The 20,484-nt window shown below is 58.2% G+C and carries 19 protein-coding genes; 12 read left to right on the forward strand and 7 right to left on the reverse strand.

Annotated features, from left to right (window positions below):
- Window positions 1-7: 7 nt before the first annotated feature.
- Window positions 8-520, reverse strand: coding sequence for a peptide deformylase (gene def / locus AB5Y89_RS02530; protein WP_010672507.1), 513 nt, complete (start codon window positions 518-520; stop codon window positions 8-10).
- A gap of 108 nt (window positions 521-628) precedes the next feature.
- Here def and AB5Y89_RS02535 point away from each other — a divergent pair, with 108 nt between their 5' ends.
- The 7 genes from AB5Y89_RS02535 (at window position 629) to aroE (ending at window position 6,686) form a co-directional block, all read left to right on the forward strand.
- Window positions 629-1,717: a LysM peptidoglycan-binding domain-containing protein gene (locus AB5Y89_RS02535; RefSeq protein ID WP_302097858.1), complete on the forward strand. Its 1,089-nt coding sequence runs from the start codon at window positions 629-631 to the stop codon at window positions 1,715-1,717.
- A gap of 1 nt (window position 1,718) precedes the next feature.
- On the forward strand, window positions 1,719-2,834 hold the full coding sequence (dprA, locus tag AB5Y89_RS02540) for a DNA-processing protein DprA (protein WP_368222822.1): 1,116 nt from the start codon (window positions 1,719-1,721) through the stop codon (window positions 2,832-2,834).
- Window positions 2,827-3,300: a DUF494 family protein gene (locus AB5Y89_RS02545; RefSeq protein ID WP_010672510.1), complete on the forward strand. Its 474-nt coding sequence runs from the start codon at window positions 2,827-2,829 to the stop codon at window positions 3,298-3,300. Before dprA ends, AB5Y89_RS02545 begins: the two co-directional genes overlap by 8 nt.
- Before the next feature lie 55 nt (window positions 3,301-3,355).
- Window positions 3,356-3,913 carry a type I DNA topoisomerase gene (locus tag AB5Y89_RS02550; RefSeq protein ID WP_045522424.1) on the forward strand — a complete coding sequence of 186 codons (558 nt, stop codon included), beginning with the start codon at window positions 3,356-3,358 and terminating at the stop codon, window positions 3,911-3,913.
- A gap of 278 nt (window positions 3,914-4,191) precedes the next feature.
- Window positions 4,192-4,752, forward strand: coding sequence for a Sua5/YciO/YrdC/YwlC family protein (locus AB5Y89_RS02555; RefSeq protein WP_323951092.1), 561 nt, complete (start codon window positions 4,192-4,194; stop codon window positions 4,750-4,752).
- A gap of 100 nt (window positions 4,753-4,852) precedes the next feature.
- Entirely contained in the window at window positions 4,853-5,761 is a 909-nt protein-coding gene (hemF, locus tag AB5Y89_RS02560) for an oxygen-dependent coproporphyrinogen oxidase (protein WP_103244068.1), read from the forward strand.
- Between the two features lie 103 nt (window positions 5,762-5,864).
- Window positions 5,865-6,686 carry a shikimate dehydrogenase gene (gene aroE, locus AB5Y89_RS02565; RefSeq protein ID WP_368222823.1) on the forward strand — a complete coding sequence of 274 codons (822 nt, stop codon included), beginning with the start codon at window positions 5,865-5,867 and terminating at the stop codon, window positions 6,684-6,686.
- A 980-nt stretch (window positions 6,687-7,666) separates the two neighbouring features.
- Here aroE and yihA read toward each other — a convergent pair.
- Window positions 7,667-8,320: a ribosome biogenesis GTP-binding protein YihA/YsxC gene (yihA, locus tag AB5Y89_RS02570; protein WP_041212162.1), complete on the reverse strand. Its 654-nt coding sequence runs from the start codon at window positions 8,318-8,320 to the stop codon at window positions 7,667-7,669.
- Between the two features lie 143 nt (window positions 8,321-8,463).
- Between yihA and AB5Y89_RS02575 the strand changes: the two genes are divergently transcribed.
- The 4 genes from AB5Y89_RS02575 to hemN all read left to right on the forward strand — a co-directional run bounded on the left by AB5Y89_RS02575 (window position 8,464) and on the right by hemN (window position 12,317).
- On the forward strand, window positions 8,464-9,081 hold the full coding sequence (locus AB5Y89_RS02575; RefSeq protein ID WP_010672518.1) for a cytochrome c: 618 nt from the start codon (window positions 8,464-8,466) through the stop codon (window positions 9,079-9,081).
- An 800-nt stretch (window positions 9,082-9,881) separates the two neighbouring features.
- The gene (gene yihI / locus AB5Y89_RS02580) at window positions 9,882-10,463 is read left to right on the forward strand and encodes a Der GTPase-activating protein YihI (RefSeq protein ID WP_039039515.1); all 582 of its coding nucleotides are present in this window, start codon (window positions 9,882-9,884) and stop codon (window positions 10,461-10,463) included.
- An 11-nt stretch (window positions 10,464-10,474) separates the two neighbouring features.
- On the forward strand, window positions 10,475-10,915 hold the full coding sequence (locus tag AB5Y89_RS02585; RefSeq protein ID WP_043153541.1) for a DUF2489 domain-containing protein: 441 nt from the start codon (window positions 10,475-10,477) through the stop codon (window positions 10,913-10,915).
- A 28-nt stretch (window positions 10,916-10,943) separates the two neighbouring features.
- A complete protein-coding gene (gene hemN / locus AB5Y89_RS02590) occupies window positions 10,944-12,317 on the forward strand; it encodes an oxygen-independent coproporphyrinogen III oxidase (RefSeq protein WP_080767919.1) in 1,374 nt (457 codons plus the stop codon).
- Window positions 12,318-12,385: 68 nt separating this feature from the next.
- On the opposite strand, the gene add is transcribed toward hemN, so the two are convergent.
- The 5 genes from add to glnA form a co-directional block, all read right to left on the reverse strand.
- Window positions 12,386-13,387: an adenosine deaminase gene (gene add, locus AB5Y89_RS02595; protein WP_010672522.1), complete on the reverse strand. Its 1,002-nt coding sequence runs from the start codon at window positions 13,385-13,387 to the stop codon at window positions 12,386-12,388.
- A gap of 141 nt (window positions 13,388-13,528) precedes the next feature.
- Entirely contained in the window at window positions 13,529-14,947 is a 1,419-nt protein-coding gene (glnG, locus tag AB5Y89_RS02600; protein ID WP_368222824.1) for a nitrogen regulation protein NR(I), read from the reverse strand.
- 9 nt (window positions 14,948-14,956) lie between these two features.
- Window positions 14,957-16,012, reverse strand: coding sequence for a nitrogen regulation protein NR(II) (gene glnL, locus AB5Y89_RS02605; protein ID WP_010672524.1), 1,056 nt, complete (start codon window positions 16,010-16,012; stop codon window positions 14,957-14,959).
- 86 nt (window positions 16,013-16,098) lie between these two features.
- A complete protein-coding gene (locus AB5Y89_RS02610; protein WP_010672525.1) occupies window positions 16,099-16,668 on the reverse strand; it encodes a DUF4124 domain-containing protein in 570 nt (189 codons plus the stop codon).
- A 191-nt stretch (window positions 16,669-16,859) separates the two neighbouring features.
- Window positions 16,860-18,269 (reverse strand): glutamate--ammonia ligase, encoded by a 1,410-nt coding sequence (glnA, locus tag AB5Y89_RS02615; RefSeq protein WP_010672526.1) that lies wholly within the window; start codon window positions 18,267-18,269, stop codon window positions 16,860-16,862.
- A gap of 350 nt (window positions 18,270-18,619) precedes the next feature.
- Between glnA and typA the strand changes: the two genes are divergently transcribed.
- A complete protein-coding gene (gene typA / locus AB5Y89_RS02620; protein WP_043153538.1) occupies window positions 18,620-20,431 on the forward strand; it encodes a translational GTPase TypA in 1,812 nt (603 codons plus the stop codon).
- The last annotated feature ends 53 nt before the right edge of the window (window positions 20,432-20,484 follow it).

A 20,484-nucleotide genomic window follows, 5' to 3' on the forward strand; every position in this document is an offset into this window, starting at 1 on the left:
CGGATCCTCAGAGGACTTTGCGATCTTCACGGGCCATCTTTTCCAGCTTCTGACGAATGCGCTGGCGCTTGAGCGGGGACAAGTAATCCACAAACAGCTTGCCGACCAGATGATCCATCTCATGTTGTATGCAGATGGCGAGCAGATCGTCCGCTTCCAGCTCGAAGGTGTTGCCGTGGCGATCTTGCGCCCTGACCTTGACCCACTCGGCGCGCGGAACCAGAGCACGGTTGCCGGGCACGGAGAGGCAGCCCTCTTCGATGCCGGTGCTGCCGGACTGCTCCAGGATCTCCGGGTTGATCAACACCAGCTGTTCTTCGCGGTTCTCGGAGACATCGATGACGATGATGCGCTGATGAATGTCGACCTGGGTCGCAGCCAGGCCGATGCCTTCCTCCGCGTACATGGTTTCGAACATATCATCTACAATGTGTTGTAACTCGGGTGTAAAGGCTTCGACAGGGGCCGCGACTGTGCGCAGACGCTCATCGGGGAAACGCAATACATCTAGAATGGCCATAATTTTTTCTTTAGTTTCATATAAACGCAGTCAATATTGACGTAATTCTAGTCATTTACGCCGACAAAAAACAGCAACACTTTGCGTGCAGAAGTAACAGGGAGTGTTATGTATCTGAAGCAAATCGTCGTCGCCTGCCTGGCGACAGCCCTGGCCGGTGGCGCCATGGCACAGCAGTTGACGCTCAAATCCGGTTACCCCGAGACTTATGTGGTGCAAAAAGGGGACACCCTCTGGGATATCTCGGGCCAGTATCTGGCCGAACCCTGGCTCTGGCCACGCCTCTGGAACATCAATCCGCAGATCGCCAATCCTCACTGGATCTATCCCGGTGACGTGCTGCACCTGAGCTGGGTCAATGGTGAGCCTCGGCTCGGCAAAGCCAGTCAGGGGGGCAAGCAGGTCATCCGTCTCTCGCCCAAGAACCGCTATGAAAACAAGGCCAATCCCATACCGACCCTGCCTCTGAGCGAGATAGCGCCCTTCCTGCAGACCGACCACATTCTGGCCAACAGCCAGCAGAGCAAGGACCTGCCCTATGTGCTCGGCAACAATGACAAGCATGTCGGGATGCTGGAGGGCGACATTCTCTATGTGAAAGGAGCCCTGAACCCGGGCCAGAGTTATGGCCTCTATCGCCCGGGGGTGGCATACAAGGACAAGCATACTGGCGAGTCGCTCGGTCAGGAGGCGATTTTTGTCGGCACGGTGCGGGCAGAGGAGTACCTTGCCCACGACACCACCAAAGTGACGCTGACCCATAACCGGCGTGAGGTGTATCAGGGTGACAAGGTGATGCCGCTGCCGCCGCAGGAGAGCATTTCTGCCGTGTTCATGCCAAAGGCGGCACCCTCCATTTCCCCCGGCTATGTGATCGAGCTGCCGAGCAAGGTACATGGTGGGGGCAAATTTGATGTGGTACTCATCAACAAGGGGGAGCGTGATCAGGTGGCCCCGGGCGATGTGCTCGAGATCCTGCGCCCGGGAGCCGAGATGGTGGACAAGAATGGCAAGGTGTCATACCGGGAATATTCATCCGTCTATGACAAGGCGTTCTATTCTGCCGGCAAGTCATCGCTGCCTGCCGAGGCCGTTGCCAGAGTCATGCTGTTCAAGGTCTACGACAAATTGAGTTACGGTCTTATCCTGCAGAGCCAGGATCTGGTCGGCTCTGGTTATCAGGTCAGTAATTTCTGACGTGTCCTTGCCACTGGAGCGGTTGTCGCTATGGCTGACGCTGGATGCCGTTACAGGCATAGGCCCGGTCACCGCCGCTCGCCTGTTGGCTCATGTGGGTGGTGACATCACAACTCTGTTTGACTCAGACGATGGCGCCCTCCGAGCTCTTGGTCTGCAGAGTGTCCAGATTCAGCAGATGAGATGGCCTCTTCCTGTCGTGGAGCAGGGATTGAGCTGGGCCGCCGAGTCCGGCAATCACCTCCTCTGTCCCGATGACCCCGCATATCCTGCCCTGCTCAAAGAGATTCCCGGCGCCCCGCTCTTGCTCTACTGCCGCGGGAACGTCTCATCCCTCTCCTTGCCACAGTTGGCGATGGTGGGTACCCGCCACCCCACCTATGCCGGCAAAGACAATGCGACACGCTTGTGTGCCGAGTTGGTGGACTGTGGTCTGGCGATCACCTCCGGCCTCGCGCTGGGCATCGATGGCGTCTGCCATCAGCAGGCGCTGGCATCGGGCGGAATCACCCTGGCGGTGCTGGGATCCGGTCTGGATTGTCTCTACCCCAAGCGTCATCAGGGGTTGGCGATGCAGATCCTCGAGCAGGAAGGTCTGCTTGTCTCCGAGTTGGCGCCCCAGCAAGGCCCCCTGGCTGAACACTTCCCTCGCCGCAACCGTATCATCAGTGGTCTGTCGCTGGGGACACTGGTGGTGGAAGCGGCAGAACAGAGTGGTTCGCTCATCACGGCCCGTTATGCGCTGGAGCAGGGCCGCGAGGTCTTTGCCGTTCCCGGCGCCCCGCAAAATGCACAGGCAGCAGGCTGCAACCGTCTGCTTCAACAGGGTGCCAAGCTGGTCTTGAATGTCGCCGATATCCTGGAAGAGTTTCCAAGGCTGGTCTTGCCCCCCGGACCAGTCAACGGTTCTTCCGAGGCGCAGTATAATAGCGAATTGCCTTATGCCGATTTGTTGGATAACGTAGATTATGAGACCACGAGCGTGGATACCGTTGCCGAACGGGCCCGGCTTCCTGTCGATGTCGTACTGGGCAGGTTGGTAGAGCTGGAGCTGGTTGGTGCAGTGATGGCGGTAGCCGGTGGATACGTCAGAGCGAGGAGGGCGAATCATGTTTGATGTATTGATGTACCTTTTCGAGACCTACATCCACAGCGATGCAGATGTGATGGTCGAGCAGGATGAACTCACCGACGAACTGAGCCGGGCCGGTTTCGACAAGGACGAGATCGAGAAAGCGCTCAACTGGCTGGAGCGACTGGCCAACCTGCACGACAGCGAGCGGGAAGTCTATGTCACCGCAAGCCAGCAGGGCTCTATGCGGATCTATGCGCCGCAGGAGCTGGTTCGCCTCAGTACTGAATGTCGCGGTTTCCTGCTGTTCCTGGAGCAGGCGCAAGTGCTGAATGCCGAAACCCGTGAAATCTGCATCGAACGGTTGCTCGAGCTGGACAAGCCGGACATCGAGCTGGACGATCTGAAGTGGGTCGTCATGATGGTGCTGTTCAATGTGCCAGGCAGTGAAAACGCCTACCAGCAGATGGAAGAGCTGGTGTTTGACGAGTCGGACGGCGTCATCCACTGACAGCCCGGTGCCGCGCTGGTAGAATTCAGGCCATCTGGATTTCAAGGCGCGGCCCATGTCAAAGATCGATCACCACCTCTTCTCTGCCCACGAACATGCCTTCGAGCGCGAGCCGTGCCCGCAGTGTGGTGCTGAACTGGTGATCCGCCAGGGCAAGCACGGTCCCTTCCTTGGTTGTTCAGCCTATCCCGCTTGCGATTACATTCGCTCCCTCACCCCCTCTGGCCGCGATATAGAGAAAGTGCTCGAGGGGTCGTCCTGTCCGGATTGTGGCCATCCACTGGCCATCAAGAAGGGTCGTTACGGTCTGTTTGTGGGATGTACCCAGTACCCGGCCTGTCAGCATATCGAATCCCTTCAGGAGAGTGACGATACCCAAATCCTCTGCCCGGAGTGTGGCAAAGGTCATCTGGTGAGCCGCACGTCCCGTTATGGCAAACAGTTCTACTCGTGTGACGCCTATCCTCACTGTAAGTATGTGGTGAATGACAAGCCGGTTCCCATACCCTGTCCCGAGTGTGGCTGGGGCATCATGATCGAGAAGAAGGTGCGGGGAAACCTGCGCTGGGTCTGCCCGCAAAAGAAATGCTCCCACCAGATTGAGCGGGTATAATCTCGCCGCCCATGATCAGGCAGGCGGATTGCTGGTCAGCGTGAGGTTGTGAGCTGATGCACATCGCCCAACTTGCCCTGATCCTGACCTGATCGCCATCTCAAGCTCCCTGCGGTTGCTCGGTTCACTGATGCACTCAAGCGTCTGAACCGAAATGCATGACTGAAGAGGAGCAGGGATATAGCCCATATCGCAGCAGTGATGGCCCCGATGCCGTCATGTCGGTTCAACATACAATCCAGTGATGAGAGGCGGCAGCGTGGCTGTCGCATGTGCTTATGCCAAATGAATTTGAACAAGCGATTGCCGCCCTTCAAGGAGAAGGGGTTATCGCCTATGCCACTGAAGCCGTGTTTGGTCTGGGGTGTGATCCTGATTCCGAAGCCGCCGTGCAGCGGCTGCTGGCCATCAAGCAGCGGCCGGTGGAGAAGGGATTGATCCTGATCGCGGCAGATCTGGCGCAATTGCAGGACTACATCGACCTGAGCCAGCTCAGCGATGAGCAGCTTGCTCGCGTGCAGGCGAGCTGGCCTGGTCCCTTCACCTGGATCATGCCCGCTCGCGCGACGACGCCGTCCTGGTTGACCGGTCAGTTCGAGACTCTGGCGGTGCGGGTCACAGGCCATCCCCAGGTGCAAGGGCTTTGCCGGGCATTTGGCAAACCGCTGGTGTCCACCAGTGCCAATCTCACCGGTGAGGAACCCGCTCGCCGGGTGGCTGATATTGGCGATCTGCTGGCAAGCCAGCTGGCTTACATTCTGCCCGGCGAAGTCGGGGGGCAAGCCAACCCGTCCGAAATCAAGGACGCCCGCACCGGGGCCATCATTCGCCCATCCTGAGTTGGGCACGGCCCTGTTTCATGCAGGTTGTGCGATGAGGTCATGACAATACGAGAAGTGCAGGCAGTGCATGCATGATGCCTGTCTGACAGGAGATAAAATGAGCAAACCGGATGTGGCCCAGGTAAAAGCCTTCCTGCTGCAATTGCAGGATGATATCTGCCGTGGCCTGGAGCAGGCCGATGGATGCGGGCGCTTTGTGGAAGATGCCTGGAGTCGCGAAGGTGGTGGTGGCGGTAGAACACGGGTGCTGCGCCAGGGGGCGGTGATCGAGCAAGGTGGGGTCAACTTCTCCCATGTCTATGGCGATGCCATGCCGGCATCCGCGACCGCACATCGTCCCGAACTGGCTGGCCGCAGGTTTGAGGCCATGGGGGTGTCGCTGGTGATCCACCCGCATAATCCCTATGTACCGACCAGCCATGCGAATGTGCGGTTCTTCATCGCCGAGAAAGAGGGGGAGGAGCCGATCTGGTGGTTTGGTGGCGGCTTCGACCTGACGCCCTTCTATCCGTTCGAAGAGGACGTGAGGCATTGGCATCAGGTCTCCCATGAGCTCTGTCAGCCGTTCGGCACCGACATTTATCCCGAGTTCAAATCCTGGTGCGATCGTTACTTCTTCCTCAAGCATCGGGGCGAGACGCGCGGGGTGGGTGGTCTTTTCTTCGATGACCTGAACCGCTGGCCCTTTGCCGACTGCTTTGCCTTCATGCGTGCAGTGGGTGAGGGTTACCTAGCGGCCTACTTGCCGATTGTCGAGCGACGCAAGGAGCTTGCTTATGGGGAGCGGGAACGGGCGTTCCAGCTTTATCGCCGTGGCCGTTACGTGGAGTTCAATCTGGTCTACGACCGCGGGACCCTGTTCGGACTGCAGACGGGGGGGCGCACCGAATCCATCCTGATGTCGATGCCGCCGCTGGCGCGCTGGGAGTACGACTGGCAGCCGGAGGCTGGCAGCCCGGAGGCATTGCTCTACAGCGACTACCTCAAACCGCGCGAGTGGTTGTGACCAGAGGGGCCATGATGGCCTCTTCTTATTGGCCGATATTCGGCTTGTTCCTTCATGAGAAAACCCGTTAAATCGGGATATTGCTCTCAAAAGGAACGCCTTGATGGATCGTTATTTGGTTTTTGGCCACCCCGTGCGCCACAGCAAATCTCCCTTCATTCATACCCTGTTTGCCAGGCAGACCCAGCAAGCGCTGGAGTATGGTCTGGCAGAACCTGCTGTCGATGAGTTTGCCAGCGCTCTGAACCACTTCTTCGCCGAAGGAGGGAAGGGGTGCAACGTGACCGTACCTTTCAAGGAGCAAGCCTTCGGGCTGGTGGAGCGGCTGAGCCCCAGGGCCAAGCGGGCGGGAGCGGTCAACACCATCAAACTGACTGAAGATGGTGTGCTGCTGGGTGACAATACCGACGGCGCCGGGCTGGTCGCCGATCTCAAGGCTCACGGAGTGAACCTTGCCGGTAGCAGGATCCTGCTTCTGGGGGCCGGTGGCGCAGCTCGTGGCGCCCTGGCCCCCCTGCTGGTGGAAGCGCCGGGCGAGATCGTCGTGGTCAACCGTACCCATGCCAAGGCGGAACAGCTGGCTGTGGAGTTCAGGGATCTGGGCAGCATCACTGCTCAACCCTATGAACAGCTGGTGGGGCCGTTCGATCTCATCATCAATTCCACCTCAGCGAGTCTGCAAGGAGAGTTGCCACCTTTGGCGCCAACCCTCATCCACCCGGACATCGCGATCTACGACATGATGTATGGCGCAACGGACACAGCCTTCATCGGCTGGGCCAAACAACATGGCGCGCGCCATACCATGGATGGATTGGGCATGCTGGTCGAGCAGGCTGCTGAGGCCTTTACCGTATGGCGAGGGATCCGGCCCGGCACCAAGCAGGTATTGAGAGAGTTGCAGCGCAATCTGGGCGTCGTGTGAACCAGCTTGTGCGTTCTATTGGGCTGTCGGCAGGTCTGATGTAGAGATTCTGCATCTCTGGATAAGGGCTCCCTCGTGATGCGGCACGGCACGTGTGATGTGAAACGGTCGTTCTGCGGTGGGTGTGTGGCAGAACAGGTGCCATTTTTATAAAACCATTGCATAACAATAAGTTACTTTTACTTTGCCGTCACTCGCAGAATTTTTTTGAGTTTTTTCTCAAAGCAGCGGAACTTCTGTAACGGACTGCTGACTAACTGGATAGTTGAGGAAGTGCTAGCTAGTCACCTTTATAACTCCCCGGTATTCGTACTGGGGATTTTTTTATCTGCATGAAAATTATGAATATTTTTTCTTTTTCCTACCATTGAAACTAAATTACATAAATTACTTTCACTTTCTGCTGCTTTGCTGTACAGTTGTCGGCGTAGGGTACAGAGGTAAGATGTTCTATCTTTCAGACCTTTTATTTCACGTAATTGAATGTGGCTGAATAGCAGCCCCGATGAGTCATCGTCGGGGCGTTTTTTTATGAGTAACATTTAGAGTAAATGCTTTAATTGTTGCCGTTCTTTGTTAGAATGAAGGCGTTTCTTGAGGAAAACCAATCGTCTTTGTTCTCGAGAGCTCGCTTTTTCCCAAATTTTTGAACTCATTTCTTCAGGCCGGTTTGCAATGACAAGACCGGCCTCATTTTTATCCCTATATTGCCTCATCGTGTAATTAAATTTCAGTTTCGTTTGTGACAGCCTTCAAGTCTGATTTTTTACTCGATATTCATGAAAACGGTATCAGGTTGATGATTAGTTAATTCTTTTCGCGTCTAAACATGCTATCAGTATGATTTAAATATATTTTTTGAGGTTTTTCTTCAGAGGTGGCGAAGGCGGGGAGGGAGGGCTCGGAGATGGGGGGATCATGAAAGCCTTTCAATCAGCGGAGGTCCAACTCCGCCAATTGCAGCCAGGGAGAGGAGTCGTTTACTCCTCGTTCTGATGATCTTCGTCGTCTGCCTGGGCGTTGTCTGCTTCGGACAGGTACCAGCCGCTCAGGGTCTGGGCCAGCTTCTCGACGCCGATATTGGTCAGAGAAGAGAATGCTTCAACCTGGATCTGCGGGCCCAGTTCAGCCACCGCCTGACGAACCTTGATCACCTGGTTGTTGCGGGGCCCCGGGCTTAACTTGTCCGCCTTGGTCAGCAACAGCATCACCGGCAGTTCACGGTGTGAACTCCATTCCAGCATGTTCATGTCGGTTTCCTTGAGCGGATGGCGGATGTCCATCAGGATCACCAGCCCTTTCAGGGACTCCCGTCGTTGCAGGTATTCAGCCAGTGACTTTTGCCACTTGAGCTTCATTTCCAGCGGAACCTGGGCATATCCATAGCCGGGCAAGTCGACCAGGCGTTTGCCCGGTTCCAGCTCAAACAGGTTGATCAGCTGAGTACGGCCAGGGGTCTTACTGGTACGTGCCAGGTTCTTGTGTTTGGTCAAGGTATTCAATGCAGACGATTTGCCAGCGTTGGAACGACCGGCAAACGCAATCTCGACACCCCCATCATTTGGCAGGTGGCGGATGTCGGGTGCGCTGGTCACAAAATGCACCTTATTGAAATTCAGAGTTTGTGTATCCAACGTAAATTCCCCATAGAGATAGAGGGTTATAGAGTTACTTTTTTGTGAAATAGTGTAAAATGGCGTCGCTTGAACGCGTTTATTTTAACATGCCTTCAGCGGCATGGGATCTGGAAGCCTAATAACGAGAAAGTTGGAACGCCATGAAGAACCTAGTCATTACACTTGCTCTGATGGTTGGCGTAACTGGGATGGCACAAGCCAAGGGCGATGCCGCTGCGGGACAAACCAAGGCTGCCGTCTGTGCGGCCTGTCATGGACCGGACGGCAACAGCCCAGTCGACATGTATCCCAAGATTGCTGGTCAGCACGCATCATATATCAAAAAACAATTAGTTGAACTGAAGGCTGCAGCTTCTGGCCAAACTGGTCGGGTTGCGCCCGTCATGGGACCCATGGCGTTGCCGTTGTCCGAGCAGGATATGGACGATCTTGCCGCCTATTTCTCCAGCCAGAAGGTGACGCCGGTTGCCGTGCCCGATGAGGTGGTTGCCGCAGGCAAGGCGCTTTATATGGGGGGAGACATGGAGCGAGGCCTGGCCGCCTGTACCGCCTGTCATGGCCCACGGGGTTCCGGCGTCGAGCAAGCGAAGTACCCCAGCCTGTCAGGGCAGCATCCCGCCTATATCAAGGCCCAGCTCACCGCTTTTCGTTCGGCGACCCGCGACAACGATCCCAATGGCATGATGCGGGATGTGGCCAAGAAGCTGACGGATCAGGACATCGAGGCGCTCTCCAAGTATGTGGCGGGGCTTCACTGATATAGCCTGTTAGTTATCTTGTTGAAAAGAACAGGGAACCATTGTGTTCCCTGTTCTTTTTTGAGGTTGTAGCGATCGCCCGTAAACAGCCTGCATTGCTGTAAGAGATCTTCTATATACGGGGCTGGTCGTGTCTGAAAGATTGCTCACATATATTTTTTTATGTTTTGTTTTTCAATGAATTAAGAAATATAACATCACTTTGTACCAGTTCGAAATGTGCTTTGGTTGATTGAGTCATCCAGCGAAGAAGTTACAGTAGGCAATCAGGATTGGCCGGAGAGAGGGTGCAAGACCCGTCTTCGGTTTGACAGGATGTCGGCTCGGAGCATGCGATGAGCAATAGATGCAAAAAGCCAGGATGGTGACCGCCAGGGATGAGCGGGGCTGCGGGAGGCAACCACCCCGATGGGAGGCAGGATGTCGCCGGTTTGGGTTAGACAAACAAACACACGCACACTCAGGACTGGTCAATAAGGATCAGGATGATCCAACGAAATGATGCGCCGTGGTTCGCCCAGGGATAAGGCGATTGGCTACCAGGGAATGGCACTCGCATGATGGAAAAAGGCAGCTTCGGCTGCCTTTTTTCTATTGGGTCATTAACCCGCCAAGACATTCTGTGTCAAAATACCAGCAACATGCCCAGAGGATGCCGATCCTGCGGTGTTCAGCGGCCCAAAGTGGTCGAATTGGTGCGGGATCCCACTCTTGTTCCATATTTACTGTTCCCCGCTTCAGCATCCTCCCCGGACGACACGCTCCGGGGGTTTCCATTCAGTTATTTGTCGGAGTCATTCATGTCGGCCAAACAACCCAACCGCAAGCCTACCGGCAAGCGCAAAGAATCAGATGCCAGTGCCCAGGAAGGTCGTGAGCGCAAGCGCGCCGCCAAGCGCAAGGGCCTGAAGGCGGGCTCCCGCCAACAGGTCGAGCAGGCGGGCAAAAAGAGCGGCTCCAAGCAGGCCAAGGATCCACGCATCGGCTCTCGCAAGCCCATCGCGCTGATTGCCGACGAGAAGGGCAGCAAGCCGGTGGCGACCAAGCCTGCGAAAGAGAAGCGGGTGGTGATGACCCCCGAGCAGGAGCTGGCGTCCATCGAGAATGATGATCGCCTCAATGCCTTGCTGGATCGTCTGGATGCCGGTGAAACCCTGGAGGCCGCAGAGCAGGCATGGGTCGATCAGCGGGTTGACCGTTATCAGGAGCTGATGGACGAGCTCGGTATCATCGACAACGACGATGACGAAGATGGCGACATGGATTTTGATGATGCCGATTTTGACGAGCCGAGTCAGCCTGCCTCCGAAGAGGAGCTGTGGGAGCGTTTCTCTCAGGCAGACTACCAGCCTGAAGCCAAACCCGAGCCGAAGAAAAAGTGATGAGTGGATGGATGCTGGCCGCCCTGTTGGGTGGCCTGATTTTGCTGGGGCTGGCCGTCTATGCCGGCACCCTGATGGCGCGTCTCAAACGCCAGCAAGAGATGCAGCAGCATGCCATTACGGCCCGCAACGAGCGGATCCTGGAGAGTGTCAGGGTGATCGCCCACGCGGTACGAGATGGTCAGTGCGACTACTCAGAAGGTGCCATCCGGCTGACCAATCTGCTGGATGCCTTGCAAATAAAGGGGGGCCGCGCCTTTGCCACCGAGTTCCCGGGGCTCTACGGCCTCTATGAGAAGGTGAAAGAGATGCCGACCCATGAGGCGAGGCGGGCACTCAAGCGCAATGAAGTGATGAAGATGGATCTCGAACGCAGCGGCTACGAGGCCGAGCTGGAGGCGCAGATCCTTGAGGATGTCGCCAGACTGAAGGATTTTCAGTTAAGCCGGTGAGCCCATAACAAAGACAGAGGAAGCAAGCGTGCAAGCAGAACAGATTGTGTGGGATCAGGCCCTGATCGAAAAATACAACTACAGTGGTCCGCGTTACACCTCCTATCCCACTGCGCTGGAGTTCAACGAGGGATTTGGCTATCCGGACTTTGTCCAGGCAGCGGGCCAGTATCCTGCACGCAATCTGTCGCTCTACGTGCACATCCCCTTCTGTCACAAGCTCTGCTACTACTGCGGTTGCAACAAGGTCATTACCCGGCACCAGCACAAGGCAGATCAATACCTCGACTACCTCGAACAGGAGATCAAGGCCCAGGCCCCCCTGTTCAAGGAGAGACTGGTCACCCAGCTGCACTGGGGTGGCGGCACACCCACCTATCTGAGCGAACCCCAGACTCGTCGCCTGATGGCCATGTTGCGGGAGCACTTCCACTTCGCCGAGGAGGGGGAGATCAGCATCGAGGTGGATCCCCGCGAGATCGAATTGTCCATGCTGGATGTGCTGCGGGAGCTCGGTTTCAACCGCATCAGCCTTGGCGTTCAGGACTTCAACAAGGCGGTCCAGGTCGCGGTCAATCGGGAGCAGGACAACGACTTCATCCGCGCCATGCTGGTTCGTGCCCGCGAGCTGGGGTTCCGCTCCACCAATCTGGATCTCATCTACGGTCTGCCGCACCAGAACCGGGAGAGCTTCCATCACACCCTGGAAGAGGTGCTCAAGACCGACCCGGCCCGCCTCTCCATCTTCAACTATGCCCACCTGCCGAGCCGTTTTGCCGCCCAGCACAAGCTGAAAGAAGCGGACATGCCGGCGCCGCAGGAGAAGCTGGCCATGCTGCAGGACACCATTGCCTTCCTGACCGGCCAGGGTTATCAGTTCATCGGCATGGACCACTTTGCCAAGCCCGATGACGAGCTGGCCGTCGCCCAGCGCGAGGGCAAGCTGCATCGCAACTTCCAGGGCTATACCACCCAGGGGGATTGCGATCTGCTGGGGCTGGGGGTCTCTTCCATCAGCATGATGGGGGATGCCTATTCCCAGAACCAGAAGGATCTCAAAACCTACTACGCCCAGGTCGAGTCACTGGGCCATGCCCAGTGGAAGGGGTGCTCCCTCAATCGGGACGATCTGATCCGTCGTGAGGTGATCAAGCGCCTCATCTGCGATTTTTCCCTGAACTTCGCCGCTGTGGAGCAGGCCCACGGCCTGGTGTTCAAGGAATATTTTGCCGAGGATCTCAAGCTGTTGCAGACCTTCATCGACGACGGTCTGGTGCGCATGACCGAAGAGGGGCTGGAGGTGGTCTCCACCGGTCAGCTGCTGATCCGCAACATCTGCATGTGCTTCGATGTCTACCTGCGCAGCAAGGCGCGCCAGCAGCAGTTCTCCCGGGTGATCTAGGCCGGGCAATGTCGTGGGACAATAAAAAACCGCCTTTCGGCGGTTTTTTTATTGGGTTTTACCCCTGCTCAACGTTGAGCCGCACGGGCACTCAGCTCGGCCTTCTCGGCTTCGCTCAGGAAGGCCAGGGTCAGGCCGTTCTGCTGGGCGGTGCGGATCTCGCTCACCGTCATGCCGGCAGCAGGGGCCGCCACCTCGTATTCATGGGGCAGATCGATCCCCTCCACCGCCGGATCGTCGGTATTGAGGCAGGCCAGCACGCCGGCGGCCAGGAACTGGCGGATCGGGTGATCGGCCAGACTCGCCACCGTGGTGGTCTGGAGGTTGGAGGTGAGGCAGGACTCGATGCCGATGCGGTGTTCGGCCAGATAGGCCATCAGGGCCGGATCCTGGATGGCCTTGACGCCGTGGCCGATGCGCTCGGCTCCCAGCTCGCGAATGGCCTGCCACATGCTCTCGGGGCCGGCGGCTTCACCGGCGTGCACGGTGACCCGCATGCCTGCATCCCGCACCCGGCGGAAGTGGTCGGTGAAGAGCTCGCCCGGGAAGCCCAGTTCGTCGCCGGCCAGATCGATGGCGACCAGGCGATCGCGATGAGCCAGACAGGCATCCAGCTCCTGCTTGCACTGCTCGGTGCCGAATGTTCGGCTCATGATGCCGATGAGATTGGTCTTGATGCCGAAGTCACGGCTGCCTGCGGCCACGCCGTCGATGATGGCTTCGACTACGCCCTGCGGGTGCAGTTTGTGGGTCATCGCCATGTAGGCCGGGCTGAAGCGCAGCTCGGCATAGTCGATCCCGGCACGCAACAGATCTTCCACGTTTTCGTAGGCGACCCGGCGGCAGGCATCGTAGTCGGCCAGCACGGCTACACCCCAGTCCAGTTTCTTCAGGAAGGCCACCAGACTCGGCTCGTTCTCGACGATTTGCACGTGCGGGCGCAGGGCTTCCAGCTCATCGGCTGGCAGTCGGATGTTGTGCTGACGTCCCAGCTCGAGAATGGTCTGCGGGCGGATGTTGCCATCCAGATGGCGATGCAGGTCGGTCAGGGGGAGGGATCTGTCAATCATGGGGCACCTTCTGCGAGTCGGGTTGGAAAGCCTGCCATTCTAGGCGGGGCGCCTGAAAAAGATACCCCGTTTGCAAGCAAACGGGGTGTGATTGGTCAGGCTTTCCCTCAAGGCGTGATGGGAATCGTTTTTCCCGCAGGCTCAGGGAATGTCGAGCTCCTTGAGCTTGCGGGTCAGGGTATTGCGGCCCCAGCCGAGCAGGCGGGCAGCCTCCTGCTTGTGACCGTGGGTGTGATCCAGTGCCGTCTCCAGCATGATCCGTTCGAACTGGGGCATGGCATCCGCCAGGATATCGGTCTCCCCCAGCGCCAGCTTGGCGGCCACCCAGTCCTGCAACTGCTGCTGCCAGCCACCGGTCAGGGCGGGCTGGCCCGGCTCGGCGGTGCTGGTGATGGGAGTCAGCAGCTCGGTGGGCAGATCGCCTACCAGCACCTCCTGGCCAGAGGCCATCACGGTGAGCCAGCGGCAGACGTTCTCCAGCTGGCGCACGTTGCCCGGCCAGGGCAGGCGGCTGATGTAGATCTGGGTATCCGGGTGCAGGCTCTTGGCCTCCACGTTCAGCTCCTTGGCGGCTCGCAGCAGGAAGTGCTGGGCCAGCTGGGGGATGTCCTCCCGGCGCTCCTTGAGGGCCGGAATATGGATGCGGATGACGTTGAGGCGGTGGAACAGGTCTTCCCGAAACTCGCCGTCGGCGACCCGCTTCTCCAGATTCTGGTGGGTGGCGGCAATGATCCGCACATCCACCTGCACCGGTTGGTGGCCGCCAACCCGGTAGAACTGCCCGTCCGCCAGTACCCGCAGCAACCGGGTCTGCACGTCCAGCGGCATGTCGCCTATTTCGTCGAGAAACAGGGTGCCACCATCGGCCTGTTCGAAGCGGCCGTGACGAATGTTGTTGGCGCCGGTGAAGGCTCCCTTCTCATGACCGAACAGCTCGGATTCGATGAGGTCTTTCGGGATGGCCGCCATGTTGAGGGCGATGAAGTTCTTGTGGGCCCGGGGGCTGTGCTTGTGCAGGGCATGGGCAACCAGCTCCTTGCCGGTACCGCTTTGACCGTTGATGAGCACCGAGATGCTGGAGCGCGACAGCCGGCCGATGGCGCGGAACACCTCCTGCATGGCAGGGGCTTCGCCGATGATCTCCGGGGTGGTGGTGGCTTCCTGTTGGCGAGCCTTGCGCTTGGTACGTTGCTCCTTGAGGTGGTTCTCGGCCCGGCGTACCAGGGTGACCGCCTCGTCGATGTCGAACGGCTTGGGCAGGTATTCGAAGGCACCGCGCTGGTAGGCGTTGACCGCGCTGTCGAGGTCCGAGTGGGCCGTCATGATGATGATGGGCAGATCGGCCTGGCGGCGATGGATCTGCTCCAGCAGGCTCAGGCCGTCGATGCCCGGCATGCGGATATCCGAGAGGATCACGTCCGGTGAGCGCATCTCCAGTGAACTCAGCAGGGCTTCGCCGTCGGCGAAACTTTCGCATTCGAAGCCTTCGCTGCCAAGGGTGCGCTCCAGAACCCACCGGATGGAGCTGTCGTCATCGACGATCCACACTTTTGCTGTCATGAGGTTCCCTTATTTGCGAAGTGGTAGATAAATGGTGAATTCGGTGTGGCCCGGCCAGCTGATGCAGTCGATGCGACCCTTGTGCTGATCGATCAGGTTCTGGGCGATGGAGAGGCCCAGGCCCGTTCCCCCTTCCTTGCCGGTGATCATGGGGTAGAAGAGGGTGTCGCGAATGGCGTCGGGAATACCGGGGCCGTTGTCGATGATCTTGATTTCGGCCGCCAGGCGATAGCGCTGGCCATGGATGGTGATCTGGAAGGCGGTGCGCGTCTTGATGCGGATGAGGCCGTCCTGATCCCCAAGGGCCTCGGCGGCGTTGCGCACTATGTTCAGGAACGCCTGTTGCAGCTGGTCCGATTCCATCTCGAATTCGGGGATGCTGGGGTCGTAGTCCCGCTCGATGCGGATCTGCGGCGGCAGCTCCAGGTCCACCAGACGGCGCACCTGCTCCAGCACGGAGTGAACATTGTGCATCTGGTGACGGCCGGGACGCTGGGGACCGAGCAACCTGTCGACCAGCACCCGCAGGCGATCGGCCTGCTCGATGATGATGCCGGTGTATTCACGCAAGGCCGGGTCGGGCAACTCCTTTTGCAGCAGTTGGGCCGCGCCGCGCAATCCCCCCAGGGGGTTCTTGATTTCGTGCGCCAGGCCGCGCACCAGCTCCTTGGCGGCCTGCTGCTGGGCGTGTTGCTGCAGCTCCTGACTGATCTTCTTCTGCTGATCGATCTTGCGCAGCTCCACCACCATCAGTCGCTGTTCATGATCGGCCATGGGGCTGACGCTGATCTCCACCAGCCTGGGCTCCCCCTCCACCACCAGGGTGACTTCGCTGTCGGTGAAGCCCTGCCCCGAAATGAGGCACTGCTTGAAACGCTGCAGATCGAGAGAGATGTGTTCCAGCAGGTGGGGCAGTTCGATGCCGATCAGTCGTCGTTCGCTGAGGGAAAGCAGCTGTTCTGCCGCCGGATTGACGAATTGAATACAGAGACGTTCATCCATGAGAATGACGGCGGTCAGCAGATTGTCCAAGAGTGTCTTGGCGTTGTCCGAGCGGGTTGGCACAGGTTTCTCCCTAAAACGGTGCTGTACACCTAGAGTGCACCAATATAGTGCATCAAGTTTACCCGCATCGGTGCGTCACATCACCCCTAATTGGCCTTGGGGGCGGCTCTGGGAGCCTGATTCACCGACGCCCTGTGCAGGTAAAAGGTGGTTGGCTTAGATTTAGCAAGGATCGTACCGTCTTTGGCGAGCAACTCGAGCCGTGCCTCATAGGCGCCCCTATCGAGGTTTTCCACCCGTATGGCCAGGCTGTTGTGAACCAGGGGCACCGCCTTGCCGTTCAGGATCAGGCGCACATCGTATTGCACCGGGACCTGGGGAGAGATCTCGCCCTGGAAGACGATGTTGCCGGTATTGTCGCGCAATGTGCTGCCCGGTTCCGGAGAGATGAGATCGATCTCCAGGGGCGCCGCTTCCAGGGCTTTCCTGGCATCGACACCGGTCAGGCTGTTGAAGTTGTCCACCTGGACCGAGTGGGGGGCTGTGCCGATGAGCGGCGAGACCCGCAGGTCCACCTCTTTTGCGCTTTTGCCGGGAGGGGGGGCATCGGTGTAGTGGGTCACCCCCTGGGGATCGACCCAGGAATAGACGCGGGCGGCCTGTGCAGAACAGGAGGCCATCAGCAGGAGGCTCAGCAGCCAGGGTACAGTGTTCATCCATCTCTCCTTGACGGGGTTCACCTTAATCCTATCAGAGAAAAACCACGGGGTCGGGGCGTGAGCAGCCGAGGGTGGTACGGCTCCGTGAACGGGATCATCTTTCTGTACGATCGTGCCCGTTTGGCGGTATTTCCGTTGCCAGAATGAAAAAAACCCGCCAGATGGCGGGTTTATCATGGGAAAGCGGATTAGACGGAGTAGTACAGCTCGAACTCCAGCGGGTGCGGAGTCATGCGCACGCGGTCAACATCCTGCTGTTTCAGTTCCAGGTAGGAGTTGATGAAGTCATCGCTGAACACGCCACCACGGGTCAGGAACTCACGGTCTGCATCCAGTGCGGACAGCGCTTCGTCCAGGGAACCGGCAACGGTCGGCACTTCAGCGGCTTCTTCCGGCGGCAGATCGTACAGGTTCTTGTCCATGGCATCGCCCGGATGGATCTTGTTGATGATGCCGTCCAGACCGGCCATCAGCTGGGCAGCGAAGGCCAGGTACGGGTTGGCAGCCGGATCCGGGAAGCGTACTTCGATGCGGCGGGCTTTCGGGCTCGGCACGACCGGGATACGGATGGAGGCAGAACGGTTGCGGGCGGAGTAGGCCAGCATGACCGGTGCTTCATAGCCCGGCACCAGACGCTTGTAGGAGTTGGTGGTCGGGTTGGCGAAGGCGTTGATGGCCTTGGCGTGCTTGATGATGCCGCCGATGTAGTGCAGTGCCATCTCGGACAGACCGCCGTACAGGTCGCCTGCGAACAGGTTGACGCCATCTTTGGCCAGGGACTGGTGGCAGTGCATGCCGGAGCCGTTGTCACCGAACATGGGTTTCGGCATGAAGGTGACGGTCTTGTTGTAGGCGTGGGCCACGTTGTGGATCACGTACTTCAGGACCTGTACTTCGTCAGCCTTCAGGGTGAGGGTGTTGAAGCGGGTTGCGATCTCGTTCTGACCGGCGGTCGCCACTTCGTGGTGGTGAGCTTCGACGACCTGGCCCATCTCTTCCAGCACCAGGCACATGGCGGCACGGATGTCCTGGGAGGAGTCAACCGGGGCAACCGGGAAGTAACCACCCTTGACGAACGGACGGTGACCCTTGTTGCCGTGCTCGTAGTCGGTACCGGAGTTCCAGGCAGCTTCTTCGGATTCGATCTTCACGAAGCTGTGGCCCATGGTGTTGGAGAAGGTGATGTTGTCGAACATGAAGAATTCCGGCTCCGGCCCGAACAGCACGGTGTCAGCGATGCCGCTGGACTTCAGGAAATCTTCGGCACGCTTGGCGATGGAGCGCGGATCACGGTCATAGCCTTGCATGGTGGCGGGTTCAAGCACGTCACAGACGATGTTCAGAGTGGTCTCTTCGGTGAACGGGTCCAGTTTGGCGGAAGCCGGGTCCGGCATCAGCACCATGTCAGACTCGTTGATGCCCTTCCAGCCGCCGATGGAGGAACCATCGAACATCTTGCCGTCTTCGAAGAAGTCTTCGTCAACCTGGTGGGAAGGGATGGATACGTGCTGCTCTTTACCCTTGGTGTCGGTAAAACGCAGATCAACAAACTTGACTTCGTGTTCCTGGATCAGGGCCAAAACGTTCTGGGCTGACATGCTAAGTAACCTCCGGTGTTAAAACTCTTTGGGTGAATGCGTCGTCACATTCACATAAGCCAGTATCGTGCCAAGTTTGTGACAGCTTGATTTCAGGGCACTTGCACCGTTTCAGGCTGCCGAGAAACCCGTTCTCATGCCGGTTGCTGCATTAAAGTGGTGCAACCTTGGATCGTTTTGGTGCACCGAGATGGTGCGCCAGCGTATCCAGGCCATCTAAGCAGCCTTTTGCCGCGGGGTCCATGATCCTGATCCTTTGTTGTGTGTGAATGTGTTGCAATTCTGCTAGGCAGATCACAAAGGCGAGAGTACAATTAGCGCCCAATTTTACCCGGTGATTTGAGGCGAGAATGTTAGAGAATTTACGCAATATTGCGATTATTGCGCACGTTGACCACGGCAAAACGACTCTGGTTGATAAGCTGCTGCAGCAATCCGGCACTCTGGATCGCACCAGCGAAGGTCAGGAACGGATCATGGACTCCAATGATCTGGAACGGGAACGTGGCATCACCATTCTCGCCAAGAACACTGCGATCCGCTGGAACGACTATCGCATCAACATCGTGGATACCCCGGGTCACGCCGACTTCGGTGGTGAAGTTGAGCGCGTACTCTCCATGGTTGACTCCGTGCTGCTGCTGGTCGACGCCGTTGACGGCCCGATGCCGCAGACCCGTTTCGTGACCCAGAAGGCGTTCGCCCAGGGTCTGAAGCCCATCGTGGTCATCAACAAGATCGACCGTCCGGGTGCTCGTCCTGACTGGGTAATGGATCAGGTCTTCGATCTGTTCGACAACCTGGGTGCCACCGATGAGCAACTGGACTTCAAGGTTGTTTACGCCTCTGCACTGAACGGTTGGGCCACCCTGGATCAGGACGTCCCGTCCGAGAACATGGAACCCCTGTTCCAGGCCATCGTCGACAACGTGGAAGCCCCGAAGGGCGACGTTGACGGTGCCTTCCAGATGCAAATCTCCCAGCTGGACTACAACTCCTACGTGGGCGTCATCGGTATCGGCCGCATCACTCGTGGTCGCGTCAAGACCAACCAGCAGGTCACCATCGTCAGTGCCAACGGCAAACCGCGTACCGGCAAGGTCGGTCAGGTGCTGGGCTACCTGGGCCTGTCCCGTACCGAAGTGACCGACGCGCAAGCGGGCGACATCATCGCCATCACCGGTCTGGGCGAGCTGAAGATCTCCGACACCATCTGTGACAACAGTGCCGTCGAAGCCCTGCCGCCGCTCTCCGTTGACGAGCCGACCGTGAACATGACTTTCCAGGTCAACACCTCGCCGTTCGCCGGTAAAGAAGGCAAGTTCGTCACCTCCCGCAACATTCTGGAGCGTCTGAACCAGGAACTGGTCCACAACGTGGCCCTGCGCGTGGAAGAGACCGAAGATCCGGACAAGTTCCGCGTCTCCGGCCGTGGTGAACTGCACCTCTCCATCCTGATCGAAAACATGCGTCGCGAAGGTTACGAACTGGCGGTATCCCGTCCGGAAGTTATCCTGCGTACCGTGGATGGCGAACTGCAAGAACCGTTCGAAACCGTCACTGTGGACGTGGAAGAAGCGCATCAGGGGTCCGTGATGGAGCAGCTCGGCCTGCGTAAAGGCGAGATGACCAACATGACCCCGGATGGCAAGGGTCGCGTCCGTCTGGACTTCATCATCCCGAGCCGTGGCCTGATCGGCTTCCAGACCGAGTTCCTGACCATGACCTCTGGTACCGGTCTGCTGTACCACACCTTCGACCACTACGGTCCGCACAAGGGTGGCAGCATCGGTGAGCGTCAGAACGGCGTGCTGATCTCCAACGCCACCGGCAAGGCCCTGACCTTCGCCCTGTTCGGTCTGCAAGATCGTGGTCGTCTGTTCATCGGTCACGCGACCGAAGTGTACGAAGGCCAGGTGATCGGGATCCACTCTCGCTCCAACGACCTGACCGTCAACTGCCTGAAAGGCAAGCAGCTGACCAACATGCGTGCCTCCGGTACCGACGAAGCCCAGGTGCTGACTCCGCCGATCCGCATGACCCTGGAGCAGGCTCTCGAGTTCATCGACAACGACGAGCTGGTCGAGATCACCCCGAAAGCCATCCGTATCCGCAAGAAACTGCTGACCGAGATGGATCGCAAGCGCGCTGGTCGTGCTTGATCGATAGCTGTTCATCGACAGACCAAAGAGAGGCCTTATGGCCTCTTTTTTTA

The sequence above is a fragment of the Aeromonas sp. s4 genome (assembly GCF_040907855.1).
Lineage (GTDB): Bacteria > Pseudomonadota > Gammaproteobacteria > Enterobacterales > Aeromonadaceae > Aeromonas > Aeromonas caviae.